This is a genomic window from Aquirufa sp. ROCK-SH2, from assembly GCF_054558315.1.
The window spans coordinates 549,585-562,892 of the sequence record NZ_JBPXKB010000001.1 but is presented as its reverse complement, the minus strand read 5'-3'; the positions used below and the strand labels follow the sequence as shown (position 1 = coordinate 562,892).

The window sequence follows — 13,308 nt, the reverse complement described above, 5'->3', positions numbered from 1 at the left end:
AAATGTTAGATAAACATTTTTAGAGGATCCTCTAAATATTGTTTTAAAGTCTGAAGAAAAGCTGCTCCAGTGGCACCATCCACAACTCGATGGTCACAAGTAAGTGTTAACTTCATAATATTTGTTGCATAAAACTGACCGTTTTTGACTCCAACTGTTTCTTTAATTCCACCCACAGCCAAAATACATGATTCTGGAGAATTAATGATTGAAGTAAATTGATCTATACCAAACATTCCTAAATTACTAACAGTAAATGTATTTCCTTCCCAATCTTTAGGTTGTAATTGCTTTGATTTTGCTTTTCCTCCTAAATCCTTTGCCTCTGCAGAAATCTGAGCGATGGATTTTTCGTTGGCAAAACGAATAACAGGTACTAATAAACCATCCTCTACAGCAACAGCCATACCAATATGGACATGTTTATTTACCCTAATTCGATCTTCCATCCAGTAAGAATTAACTTTCGGATGCTTAGCTAAAGACAAAGCTGTAGCTTTAATCACCATATCATTGAAAGATATTTTTACAGGTAATGCTTCAACTAACGTTTTACGTGCTTCAATGGCTTTATCCATATTGATCTCCATTGTCAAATAAAACTCTGGTGCACTAAACTTCGATTCTGATAATCTACGCGCAATGGTCTTACGCATCTGACTATTTGGAATATCCTCAAAACTTTCGGTGCCTGAAACGAATGTTCCCATGGCTCCACCACCTGAATTTGGATTGTAGTCTTCTATATCAGCCTTAGTTATTCTTCCTCCTTCACCAGTTCCAGTAATCCAATTTAAATTATAACCTTTTTCTTTAGCTAAAGCTCTCGCAAGAGGAGATGCTTTGATTTCTGCACCTGGTTTAGATGCCTCTTTTGCAGCTGGTGCACTTTGTTTCTCTTCTTTAACAGCTACAACGGGTGCAGGTGCAGAATTTACAACAGGACTTGCTACAGGAACGACAGCTTTAGGTGCTGCAACTTGCAACAAAGGTTGGAAATCAGTACCTGGCTCACCCACTATCGCAATTATTCCATCAACAATAACTCCTTCGCCTTCTTTTGCACCGATGTATAATAAAGTACCATCTTCATAGTTCTCTAGTTCCATAGTTGCTTTATCAGTCTCTACTTCTGCAATGATATCACCCGATTTAACCACATCCCCAACTTTCTTTAACCATTTAGCAATGACACCTTCCACCATAGTATCACTCATCTTAGGCATTCTAACTACCTTAGCAGGAATACTACTTAAATCAACCGCTGGAGTATTATCAATTACTGGAGTAGCCTCAACCGCAGCATTTGCTATTGGAGCTACTGTTTCAGCCACGGGAGCGGCAGTATTTGTTGAACTTGGGCTTAATAATGAAGAATAATCTTCACCAGGAGTACCAACAACAGCAATAATTCCATCAACAGGTACAGCTTCGCCTTGTTTTACACCAATATATAATAAAGTACCATCTTCATAATTTTCTAATTCCATGGTCGCTTTATCTGTTTCAACTTCAGCGATAATGTCACCAGATTTAATTACATCTCCTTCTTTTTTCAACCAATTAGCGATAACACCTTCAACCATGGTATCACTCATCTTGGGCATTCTAATTACTTCAGCCATCTTTTGTTTTTTAAAAATTCAAAATTACGGTTTAAACGCTTGTTTTTAAAATATTTTCACTAAAATATTTGTATTAATCTAATTTAAGGACAGCCATAAATGCTTCTTGTGGAATTTCAACGTTACCAACTTGTCTCATTCGCTTCTTACCTTTTTTCTGTTTTTCCAATAATTTACGTTTTCTGGAAATATCACCACCATAGCATTTCGCCAAAACGTCTTTTCTCAATGCTTTAACTGTTTCTCTAGCAATGATTTTTTGACCAATAGCTGCTTGAATGGCTATTTCAAATTGCTGTCTAGGTAATAATTCTCTTAATTTTTCACACAATCTTTTACCCCATTCATAAGCCTTATCTCTATGTACTATTGCAGAAAGTGCATCTACCTTTTCACCATTCAACATGATATCCAACTTCACCATTTCACCTTCTTCATATCCTTTGAATTCATAATCCAAAGAAGCATACCCTCTTGAAATAGTTTTTAATTTATCAAAAAAGTCAAAAACAACCTCAGATAATGGCATATCAAATTGTAATTCAACACGATCTGTTGTTAAATAAATCTGATTTTTAAGAATACCACGTTTGTCCATACAAAGACTCATAATGTTGCCTGTATATTCAGATTTGGTAATAATTTGAGCTTTTATATAAGGTTCTTCGATATAATCAATGAAATTGGCTTCCGGTAATTCACTCGGAGCAGAAACCCAAATTTCCTCATTTGAAGTCGTTAATACTTTAAACTTTACCGATGGAACAGTTGTAATAACTGTCATATTAAATTCTCGCTCCAATCGTTCTTGCACAATTTCCATGTGCAACATGCCTAAAAACCCACATCGGAATCCAAAACCAAGAGCCATGGATGTTTCTGGTTCCCAAACTAAAGATGCATCATTTAATTGCAATTTTTCCATCGCATCACGCAAATCTTCAAACTCAGTTGTGTCTACTGGATAAATTCCTGCAAAAACCATTGGTTTAACCTCTTCAAAACCTTGAATCGCAGATTGGCAAGGATTTGCTACATGGGTAATGGTGTCACCCACTTTAACTTCCTTCGCTTCTTTAATACCTGAAATTAAATAACCTACATCTCCGGATTTAATTATCTGTTTAGGCATTTGCTCTAAACCTAAAGTACCAATTTCATCAGCAAAATACTCTTTGCCAGTATTCATGAATTTTACTTTATCGCCCTTTTTAATTTCACCATTATAAACCCTAAAAATAACTTCAATTCCTCTGTATGAATTAAATGTTGAATCAAAAATAAGGGCTTGTAATTCGCCGTCAGGATTCCCTTTAGGGGCAGGTATTCTCTTAACTACTGCATCTAAAATATCTTGTATGCCTATTCCTTCTTTTCCAGAAGCATGAATGATATCTTCCTTTTTACAACCAATTAAATCAATAATCTGATCAGATACTTCTTCAGGCATCGCACCTGGTAAATCAATTTTATTCAATACAGGAATGATTTCCAGATCGTGATTGATGGCCAAGTAAAGGTTAGAAATTGTCTGTGCCTCAATACCTTGTGAAGCATCTACAATCAATAATGCTCCTTCACAAGCAGCAATCGACCTTGAAACCTCATAAGAAAAGTCAACGTGACCAGGAGTATCAATTAAATTAAATGTATAATCAATTCCATCTTTTGGATAAGTCATTTGAATGGCATGCGATTTAATCGTAATCCCTCTTTCTCTCTCCAAATCCATATCATCCAATAATTGGTTCATCATATCCCGTTTTTGAACAGTATTGGTGAACTCAATTAATCGATCCGCTAAGGTACTTTTACCATGATCAATATGGGCAATAATACAAAAATTCCTAAGATGTTTCATTCAGTAATTTATAAACTAATAATTTATGCTAATCAATTTCATTAATAAGGCAGATAAATATCCTCCATAAGTCCCAATTGCGTATCCCAATAAAGCTAAAATAACACCGAAAGGAGTCAATTTAGGTGAAATTGCAGTAGAAATAACAGAGGCGGAAGCTATTCCTCCCACGTTTGCTTGAGAGGCAATCGCCATATAATGATAGGGCGACTTAGTTAATTTTCCAACCACAAAGATAGCTAATCCATGAATGCTAATCCATATAAATCCTGTGAATAATAAAATAGGAGTAGAGAATAAATGTCCTAAAGAGATTTTTAAACCTATCGATGCAATAATTATGTACAAGAAAATGCTTGAAAAAACGTCTCCACCCATTTCATATGTACGATGAACCCTCGTTAAACCAAGGCTTAATCCTAAAATTGTACTAATTAAAAAAGTCCAAAAACTTTTGTTTAAAAATTCCAAAGCTGGTGATTTTCCCAACAAAGAACTCAAATATTCTTGAAGCGTTGCACCTAAATAAATACTCAATTGAGACATAAATAAGCCTAAACCTAAAATATAAAATACATGAATAAAATTCAGGTCTTTGGAATGTGAGCTTTCTTCAATGGAATTAAATTCCGATTCAAGATTAACTTTACTTCCGATATAATTATTAATTTTTGATTGAAATGGAATTAATATTAATAACATTGTCAGCCAAATTTCACCAAAAAAAACGTCTACAGTGACAGCTTTAGCAAACTCATCAGCATTTGGAGTAAAAATCGAGTTCAAAGCCATTTGATTGGTAGTTCCTCCAATCCAAGAACCTGCAATAGTACTCATTCCTCGGTAACTCTCAGAATTAAAAGATTCAGGAAAAAATGAATGACTGACGAATAAAGCGATCGGGCCACCGATAATTACTCCCAAAGAACCTGCAAGAAATACTATTAAAAAGTTTTTCCCTATCGACTTCAATTTCTTCAATGGCAAACCCAATGTGAAATAAAAAATACAAAAAGGTAATAATACCTTTGATAAACTTGTATTTAAATCACTTTTAGAGGAATCAATGATCCCTATTTCAACCATGAGAGATGGCAAAAAATAACAAAACAAAAGTGGTGGAATGGCTTGAAATACTATTTTACTAATTTTAAAAGGTAAGCTTGACAAATAAAATATGGCAGCGATTAAAACAATTAAAAATAATAAAATAGATAGCTCTTCTTGAATCATTGCTTTTATGAATTCATTAAATCTTCAATCTCCTCCAATTCCAAAGGAATATCTTTCATTAAATTAATCGTTCCGTTTTCTGTTATCAATAAGTTATTTTCCAAACGAACCCCTAAACCTTCCTCACGAATATAGATGCCAGGTTCGCATGTTAAAACCATACCAGCCTGAAAAGGAGCATATTTATCCCAAACATCATGCACATCTAAACCTAAATGATGGGCTACTCCATGCATAAAGTATTTTTTGAACAAAGGACTATTAACATCCTGATTTTTAACATCTTGTCTTGTAAACAATCCAAGGTCTATTAATTTACCTTCCATGTATTTTTCAACCTCTTTTTGATAATCAACCCAATAAATTCCAGGTTTCATTAAATCTGAAGAAAATTTTAATACATCAAGAACAGCCAAATAAACTTCTTTTTGTCTAGGTGTAAAACGGCCATTCACAGGAATTGTCCTCGTCATGTCAGCATTGTAATTCCCATAGGAAGCCCCTACATCTAATAAGAGTAAATCACCCGATTTACATTCTCTTTCATTTTCGATGTAATGTAATATACATGCATTCGCTCCAGATGCAATAATAGGAGTATAGGCAAAGCCACCCGATTTGTTTTTGATAAATTCATGAATGAACTCTGCTTCAATTTCATATTCAAAAACACCCGGCTTTACATAATTCAAAATTCTTCTAAAACCTTGATTCGTAATTTGAACAGCTTGTTCTAATGCTTTTATTTCTTCCAATTCCTTTACCATTCGAATAGAATTCATCAATGGTGCTAACCTTTGGATAGAATGTAAAGGAAATTCTTGTTTGATTTGATTGATCAAACGAACATTTTGAGTTTCAACTTCTGAGCTATTTCTCATGTGCTCATTACTCAACATAAATACATTTTCTGCTGAATATATGAGTGTCTTTAAAACTGCATGAAAATTACTTGTCCACTGAATATTTTGTATACCTGAAATTTCAGTAGCCTGTGATTTTGTTAATTTATGACCCTCCCAAATAGAAATCAATTCAGAAGTTTCTCTTATAAAAGCAATTTCTTTAAGATGCGATTCAGGTGCATCTGGATATAAAATTAACAAAGACTCTTCTTGATCTAAACCTGAAAGATAGAATAAATCGCTATTTTGTCTAAATCCCATCGTACCATCCGCATTGGTTGGCATGATGTCATTAGAACTAATGATAACAATTGACTTTTGGGGTAATAATTGATATAATTTGTTTCTATTTTTAACAAATAAATTGGAATCAAACTGATCGTATCTCATAATTATTTGGTAGCTAAATAAATAATTTCGTTTAAAGGTAGGCCCATTTTTTTACTTTCTTCTATTCCAAGTTTTTCAATCAAATTAACCTCCTTGATTGTAAAACCAGCTTTTTCTAGTTGTTTTCCAAAATCTCTTCCATAAATTCGAAGATGATCATCTTGTAAAAAATGAATTTCTCGTTGTTTGGGATCTGTTATACTTGCATCTTCGTAAGTAGTTTCCAAATCGTACCTTTGTGGGCTTTGCATCAAAGCAAATCCAGTTGGTTTTAATACTCTTCGAATTTCTCGCATACATTGAAAATCGTCGGTAACATGTTCCAAGACATGATTACAAAATACAACATCAAATGAATTATCTTCAAATGGAATATGATGTAAATCCATTTTTACCTTGGCTAGGGGAGACTCAATATCTGCGGTAATATAATTTTCTCCCAACAATTTCTCAAATCGGTCAATGAAGCAATACTCAGGGGCAACGTGCAATAATTTAGGCTGTGAAGTAAAAAAAGTAGTTTCTTGCTTTAAAAATAAATACATCAAGCGATGTCTCTCTAAGGTTAAACAAGATGGACACAATGCGTTTTCCCTAGGATTTAACCGCCCATAAGGCAAAAATTTGGAAAAATGATTGTCACATACTGGGCAATAAACTTTATCACCTTTTAAAAAAATAGAATATGTTTTTAAAAATTGATGAGCAACTAACTGAATGTATTTTCTTGGAATATTTCTTAATACCCAACTGATTAGATTTTTCATAAAACAAAAAAAAGGAAGGTTTTTCATTATTAAAAACCTTCCTTTAAATAAATTTAAAAAGAATTACATCTCACGAATCCAAATATTACGGAAACTAACTGGATTTCCGTGATCTTGTAAACTGATAGGACCTGGACCATGTACTGGATTTTTCGGCTGACCAATATATTCCGTTGTACCTTGAATTTTTGTATGATTTTGTACCACTATTCCATTGTGAATAACAGTTACATAAGCTGGAGTATCAATACCTCCATTAATTGTAAATCTAGGGGCTGTATAAATTATATCATATACATTCCAATCACCCATTTTAGAAGTCGCATTAACCAAAGGAGCCGTTTGCTTGTAAATACTTCCAGCCTGACCATTTCTGTAAGATCTGTTTTGGTAAGAATTTAACACTTGTACTTCATACATACCTTGCATGAATATACCTGAATTACCTTTTCCTTGACTTTTTAAATTATCACCTTCAATAGGTGATTGCCACTCAATGTGCAATTGATAATCTGTAAATTTTTGTTTGGTGGATATATTTCCAGCTCCTTTTACAACCGTCATTTTACCATCTTCAACTTTCCACTTTGCTGGACTACCATCTTTTACCGTTTCCCAATTATCTAATGTTTTACCATCAAACAAAATGATCGCATCAGAGGGAACATTGCCTGGAGTCACCAAACGAACTTCTGGATCCCAAAATTCAGTTACATCTGGTTTTGTAGGGTTTTCCACAACATTACGATGATCTTGTGCAAATAAAGGAGCAGAGAAGGTAGAAATCGCTGCTAAGCTTAATAATTTTACGTAGTTTTTCATATCAATTTTGTTAAATCAAAAACAATTTTACTTAATTTTTAGCAATAAAAAAACCGGACATTGCCGGTTTTTTACAAAATAGAAGTAAAATTATTTAGCAAAACTTGCTTTAATTTCTTCAACATCTACCAACTTGATAATTGGACGTTGTTTTAAAATTTTGATAGCAGCTACTTTGTTGTTTGCTACTGCTTTATTTCTTCTGTCTTTACGTTTTAATCTTGTTACAGCCATGTCTTTAATAATTTGGTTTGCGAAATTACAATTTTTCACCTAAAATTCAAAAATTCTGCTTCAATTAATTAATTTTGTCTTTTAAAATTATGCAAAAGCCAAGCAACGCCAGGGGTACTAGAGATTTTGGACCAAAAGAAATGGCCAAAAGAAATTATGTTTTTTCCACAATTAAAAAACATTTTGAAAATTTCGGATTTCAAGCAATTGAGACTCCTGCCATCGAGAATCTATCTGTTTTAACAGGTAAATATGGTGAAGAAGGTGATCAATTATTGTTTAAAATATTAAATTCTGGCGATTTTCTAAGCGGAATTTCTGATGATGATATTAAAGATGGAAGTAAATCTTTAACTTATAAAATTTCAGAAAAAGGACTCAGATACGATTTAACTGTTCCATTTGCACGCTTTGTATCAATGAATCGCAATGATTTAGCCTTTCCTTTCAGAAGATATCAAATTCAACCCGTTTGGAGAGCCGATCGTCCTCAAAAAGGAAGATACCGTGAATTTTATCAGTGTGATGCTGATATTATTGGTTCCAATTCATTATTGAATGAATGTGAATTGGTTGCACTTTTTCAATCCATTTTTAAAAGCTTGCAAGTAAAAACCAATTTATACATCAATTCTAGAAAAATACTTTCAGGTATTGCTGATAAAATTGGCAAATTAGATCAGTTTACTGACTTTGCAGTTGCATTAGACAAGTTAGATAAAATAGGCTGGGAGAAAGTTGCTGAAGAATTAGCGAGTAAAGGATTTAATTCAGCTCAAACAGACTCATTAGAAAAACTAATTAACTTCAAAGGTACGAATAAAGAATCTATTGAATTATTAGAAACCTTTTTTGCTGGTAATGAAATTGGAATTTCAGGAATAAATGAAATCAAAGAAGTTTTTGAATTAATCGAAAATAATGGTTTTGATAATTCAAATATCATATTCGATTTTAAATTAGCGAGAGGCTTAAGCTATTATACTGGATTAATTTACGAAGGTAAATCAGTTGATGTTCCCTTTGGTTCTATTGTTGGTGGAGGAAGATATGATAATCTAACAACAGCATTTGGCCTTCCCAATATGTCTGGAGTCGGTATTTCTTTCGGAATAGAAAGAATAATAGACGTAATGGATATATTAAATCTTTTTCCAAATATCAATTCCAGTGGTAGCAAAGTATTATTCACTTATTTTGATAAAGAAGGTCAAAATGAATCGCTCAAACATGTGGCAGTTTTAAGAAGTCAAAACATACCGTCAGAAATTTATCCAGACTTTTCCAAAATCAAAAAAGCTTTTGAATTTGCAGACAAAAAACAAATTCCATTTGTGGCGGTAATAGGGGAGTCAGAATTACTCGATAATAAAATTAATTTAAAAAACATGAAAAATGGAGAACAACAATTGCTCTCCATTTCAGACTTAATTCAATTCTTAGCTAATAATTAACGCCAATTTTTAAATTGATTGATCAAACCATTGGTTGAACTATCATGACTATTGACTGAATCATTATTTTCCAATTCTGGTAAAATAGAATTCGCTAATTGTTTTCCTAATTCAACACCCCACTGATCATAACTAAAAATATTCCAAATAACTCCTTGGACAAATATTTTATGTTCATACATGGTTATTAATGAACCTAATACCCTCGGCGTAATTTTTTTTACTAAAATCGAATTTGTTGGCTTATTTCCTTCAAAAACTTTAAATGCGGCCAACTTTGATTTCTCAGCCTCACTTAATCCAGCTTTTGTTAATTCTTCATTTACCTGTTCAAGTGTTTTACCATTCATTAATGCTTCTGTTTGAGCGAAGAAATTTGACATCAATAAGGTATGGTGATTCCCAATGGCATTGTGCGATTGAGCTGGAGCAATAAAATCGGCAGGAATCATTTGAGTTCCTTGATGAATCAATTGATAAAATGCATGCTGTCCATTTGTTCCAGGCTCTCCCCAAATAATTGGACCCGTAGAATAATTAACTCTGTTTCCTGATCTATCTACTGTTTTGCCATTAGATTCCATATCACCTTGCTGAAAATACGCGGCAAACCGATGCATGTATTGATCATAAGGTAAAATTGCTTGAGAAGCGGCATTCCAGAAATTCACATACCAAACTCCCAATAAAGCTAAAATGACAGGAATATTTTTGTCAAAAGAACTATGTTGAAAATGCTCATCCATCTCATGAGCTCCAGCTAATAATTCTTCAAAATTATCATATCCAATTCCTAAACAAATAGAAAGTCCAATTGCAGACCAAAGTGAATATCGGCCACCAACCCAATCCCAAAACACAAACATATTCGCTGAATCAATTCCGAACTTCTCAACTTGATCTTTATTAGTAGACAATGCTACGAAATGCTTCGAAACAGCAGATTCATCTTTGGCGGTTTTCAAAAACCAATCTCTTGCTGAAAAGGCATTAGCCATTGTTTCCTGCGTAGTAAATGTTTTGGATGCAATTAAAAACAAAGTGGTTTCAGGATTTAATCCTTTCAATGTCTCCGCAATATGCGTACCATCAACATTACTTACAAAATGAATATTTAAATGATTTTTATAGGCTTTTAAAGCTTCTGTTACCATTACCGGCCCTAAGTCAGACCCCCCAATTCCAATATTTACTATATCAGTAATTGCTTTATCTGTAAATCCTTTCCATTGCCCTGAAATTACGCGATCTGAAAAATCCTTCATTTGGGATTTAACTTGATCAATTTGTTCTATGATATTAACACCTTCGACATTTAAAACAGAACCTTTAGGTTTTCTTAATGCAGTATGCAAAACAGCTCTACCTTCCGTTTGATTAATTTTATCTCCTTTAAATTGCGAATGTATTGCCCCTTCTAATTGACATTCCTCAGCTAAATCTAGCAAATGTTGAAAAGTGGATGCATCAATGATGTTTTTAGAATAGTCCAAAAATATATCATTAAACAAAATACTATATACTTCTTGGCGGTTTGAATTTCCCTTAAACAAATCTTTCAAATGAATATTTTCAAGTTTTTTAAAATCACTCGACAATTTTTCAAATGACTTTGTTTGGGTAAAATTGATTGATGGTAACATGTATGTTTATTTTATTAAAATTCTATTAAAATCTTCTTCAGATCCCAAAAATACATTATAATCGATAGATTTAGAACTTCCAGGAATTTTTCCTGATTTATTATGTTGCCAAATGAGCAACTTATCATGAATAAGAATTTCTTGATTATCATATTGAGCTATCCAATAATTATAGTTCTCAAATGATTTATTTTCCTGGAAAATCCGCTTATATAATTTTGGATTGGTATAAATAATAGGGGAAATCCCGTAAAATTCACCCAAATATTCAAGAAATGAGAGTATATCTTTTTGTATTTTCGTTTTTGATACACCCAACTGTTCTTCAAAATCACAAACAGGGGGTAAATCTCCTTTTTGTAACTTAACATTTTGGCAAAAATTCTTCGCTTGCTCTATGGGATCTCTGGTTGTAATATAAAAGTGATATGCACCTCTTGAAAAACCATTCTTTTTAGCGGCTTCCCAATTTCTTTGAAAATGAGAATCTTGCAAGGATCTACCTTCGGTAGCTTTTACATAGACAAATTTGACAGCAACTGTATCAAATAAAAATTCTTGACTTAATTTTCCCCAGTTTATATTTCCATTGTGATGAGATAAATCGATTCCATGAATAGCATAATTTTGTGGCAATTCGATATCCGCAATCTTGCTATATTCAAACCCAAATTCTGAGGTTTTCTTAGGGAATAATAATAAAGCAAGAATCAAAACCACCAAAAAAATGAAAATCTTTAACCCAATGGTATTCTTAATTCTTGCTTTAGGCATTATTCTTATAAAAAATATAATTACAGATTTGGCTGTGGAGTTTTTCTCAAATAAGGTTTAATAGTAGTATAGCCTTTGGGAAACTTCTTATCAGCCTCTTCATTACTTACGCCTGGTACAATAATAACATCCTCTCCAGATTTCCAATCTGCAGGTGTAGCAACTTGGTAATTCGCAGTTAATTGAAGTGAATCAATTACACGAAGAATTTCTGTGAAATTTCTACCCGTAGATGCTGGGTAAGTCAATGTCAATTTAATTTTCTTATCAGGTCCTATAATAAAAACAGAACGAACTGTCGCTTTTTCTGATGCATTAGGATGTATCATATCATACAATTCCGCTACTGTTTTATTAGGGTCTGCTATTATGGGAAAATTCATGGTTGTCTGATTCACTTCCTCAATATCTGGAACCCATTTATTGTGTGATTCTAAACTATCAACCGAAATGGCAATAGCTTTAACTCCTCTTTTTGAAAATTCACCATTTAAAAGGGCTGTCTTTCCCAATTCTGTAGTACAAACTGGTGTGAAATCTGCCGGGTGACTAAAAAACAAGACCCAAGAACTTCCTATCCACTCATGAAAATTAATGTGTCCCATGGTTGTGTCTGCGCTAAAATCAGGCGCAATATCTCCTAAACGTAATGACATAATGATTGTATTTAATTGTGAATATGAAAACAATATGAATTTAAACAATTATTGAAAACTATCAAAGTTTCAGTTTGATATAAAAACAAAAAAGCGATACTAAAAATTAGCATCGCTTTTATAATTACACTTCATCAACAAACTAAAAACCATAATAATAAAAATGCTGTAGGAGAAGGATTCGAACCTCCAAGATGCGGTTAGCCGCGACACAGAACTAACTTTAGTGGTCAACCCATTATGCCGTGTTTATCCCGAACTCACCACCCCCGAGACAGGAGGGCATGTCTGCCAATTTCATCACCCTACAATAAAAATAACTATCTTTATAATTATTACACAACAAAGATAATAGAGTAATTTTAAAAATTCAAAATATTTTAAAAAAAATATCAGTTTTTTGATTTTTTTTAAAACATTTGTGTCTTTTATTAAAAATATTGAATGGAAAAGAAATTTGATTTAGATCCCTTAGATTATAAAATCCTGGAAATCCTGGTTCAAGATGCTAACTTACCTTATACAGAAATTGGACAAAGATTAGATGTTTCAGGTGGGACAGTTCATGTTAGAATGAAGAAAATGGAGTCTTATGGAATAGTTAAAGGTGCACAATTGCTCATCGATTATTCTAAAATTGGTTGGGATATTACTGCTTTCTTAGGCATTTATTTAGATAAAAGTTCTTTGTATGAAGATGTAGCAAAAGAATTAGAAAATATACCCGAAGTCGTTAACATTCATTATACAACGGGAATTTATTCCATTTTTGCCAAAATCATTTGTAGAGATACTCAGCATTTAAGAGAAGTTCTACATGATAAAATACAAAGAGTCAAAGGCATTCAAAGGACAGAAACGTTTATCTCATTAGAAGAAAGTTTAATTCGCAATACTCCATTATTATAAATATTTTCACCTTATTTAGACAAAATCTAAACAAA

12 protein-coding genes are annotated in these 13,308 nt (G+C 32.9%); 2 read left to right on the top strand and 10 right to left on the bottom strand.

Annotation, left to right across the window (positions count from 1 at the left end):
• Positions 1-5: 5 nt before the first annotated feature.
• From V7S79_RS02455 to V7S79_RS02425, 7 genes are all read right to left on the bottom strand, one after another.
• On the bottom strand, positions 6-1,625 hold the full coding sequence (locus V7S79_RS02455; RefSeq protein ID WP_459488966.1) for a 2-oxo acid dehydrogenase subunit E2: 1,620 nt from the start codon (positions 1,623-1,625) through the stop codon (positions 6-8).
• Between the two features lie 73 nt (positions 1,626-1,698).
• Entirely contained in the window at positions 1,699-3,486 is a 1,788-nt protein-coding gene (gene lepA / locus V7S79_RS02450) for a translation elongation factor 4 (protein ID WP_459488965.1), read from the bottom strand.
• A 15-nt stretch (positions 3,487-3,501) separates the two neighbouring features.
• The gene (locus tag V7S79_RS02445; protein WP_459488964.1) at positions 3,502-4,719 is read right to left on the bottom strand and encodes a DUF819 family protein; all 1,218 of its coding nucleotides are present in this window, start codon (positions 4,717-4,719) and stop codon (positions 3,502-3,504) included.
• A 5-nt stretch (positions 4,720-4,724) separates the two neighbouring features.
• On the bottom strand, positions 4,725-6,014 hold the full coding sequence (locus tag V7S79_RS02440; RefSeq protein ID WP_459488963.1) for an aminopeptidase P family protein: 1,290 nt from the start codon (positions 6,012-6,014) through the stop codon (positions 4,725-4,727).
• A gap of 2 nt (positions 6,015-6,016) precedes the next feature.
• Positions 6,017-6,781, bottom strand: a complete 765-nt coding sequence (locus tag V7S79_RS02435) for a class I SAM-dependent methyltransferase (RefSeq protein WP_459488962.1) — start codon at positions 6,779-6,781, stop codon at positions 6,017-6,019.
• Positions 6,782-6,844: 63 nt separating this feature from the next.
• The gene (locus V7S79_RS02430; RefSeq protein WP_459488961.1) at positions 6,845-7,603 is read right to left on the bottom strand and encodes a 3-keto-disaccharide hydrolase; all 759 of its coding nucleotides are present in this window, start codon (positions 7,601-7,603) and stop codon (positions 6,845-6,847) included.
• Positions 7,604-7,693: 90 nt separating this feature from the next.
• Complete coding sequence (locus V7S79_RS02425; protein WP_459488960.1) at positions 7,694-7,837, bottom strand: hypothetical protein; 144 nt, start codon at positions 7,835-7,837, stop codon at positions 7,694-7,696.
• Positions 7,838-7,926: 89 nt separating this feature from the next.
• On the opposite strand from V7S79_RS02425, the gene hisS reads away from it, so the two are divergent.
• Positions 7,927-9,291: a histidine--tRNA ligase gene (gene hisS, locus V7S79_RS02420; protein WP_459488959.1), complete on the top strand. Its 1,365-nt coding sequence runs from the start codon at positions 7,927-7,929 to the stop codon at positions 9,289-9,291.
• Here hisS and pgi read toward each other — a convergent pair.
• The 3 genes from pgi to V7S79_RS02405 are packed head-to-tail and all read right to left on the bottom strand — an operon-like array spanning position 9,288 to position 12,364.
• On the bottom strand, positions 9,288-10,934 hold the full coding sequence (pgi, locus tag V7S79_RS02415; protein ID WP_459488958.1) for a glucose-6-phosphate isomerase: 1,647 nt from the start codon (positions 10,932-10,934) through the stop codon (positions 9,288-9,290). The genes hisS and pgi overlap by 4 nt on opposite strands.
• Positions 10,935-10,940: 6 nt before the next feature.
• The gene (locus V7S79_RS02410; RefSeq protein WP_459488957.1) at positions 10,941-11,708 is read right to left on the bottom strand and encodes a glycoside hydrolase family 25 protein; all 768 of its coding nucleotides are present in this window, start codon (positions 11,706-11,708) and stop codon (positions 10,941-10,943) included.
• A 20-nt stretch (positions 11,709-11,728) separates the two neighbouring features.
• Positions 11,729-12,364, bottom strand: coding sequence for a peroxiredoxin (locus V7S79_RS02405; protein WP_459488956.1), 636 nt, complete (start codon positions 12,362-12,364; stop codon positions 11,729-11,731).
• A 444-nt stretch (positions 12,365-12,808) separates the two neighbouring features.
• On the opposite strand from V7S79_RS02405, the gene V7S79_RS02400 reads away from it, so the two are divergent.
• Positions 12,809-13,273: an Lrp/AsnC ligand binding domain-containing protein gene (locus tag V7S79_RS02400; RefSeq protein WP_459488955.1), complete on the top strand. Its 465-nt coding sequence runs from the start codon at positions 12,809-12,811 to the stop codon at positions 13,271-13,273.
• Positions 13,274-13,308 lie beyond the last annotated feature (35 nt).